Annotated in this window: 1 pseudogene; it reads left to right on the top strand. The window is 64.6% G+C overall.

Annotated features, from left to right (window positions below):
- Positions 1-271: pseudogene (locus tag WDW90_RS39500) on the top strand (anthranilate synthase component I); the annotation flags it as partial.

The following is a 271-nucleotide window of genomic DNA, read 5'->3' as shown; positions in this document are numbered from 1 at the left end:
GCCGGAAGATGCCAATCTCGGCCTATACGGCGCCTTCGGCTACGACCTCGCCTTCCAGTTCGACCGGGTCGAATACAAGCTCGAACGGCCCGACGACCAACGCGATGTGGTCCTCTATTTGCCGGACGAAATCCTCGTGGTCGATCACTATTCGGCGGCGGCGTGGCTCGACCGCTACGATTTCGCCGGCGAAGGCTGGACCACGGAGGGGCTGCCGCGCAAGGGATCGGAGGCGGCTTTCCAGCCTTCCGACCGGATACCTCCGCGCTCC

This window comes from Methylobacterium nigriterrae (genome assembly GCF_037106235.1).
Taxonomy (GTDB): domain Bacteria; phylum Pseudomonadota; class Alphaproteobacteria; order Rhizobiales; family Beijerinckiaceae; genus Methylobacterium; species Methylobacterium nigriterrae.
This window is presented reverse-complemented; position numbering and strand designations above follow the sequence as displayed.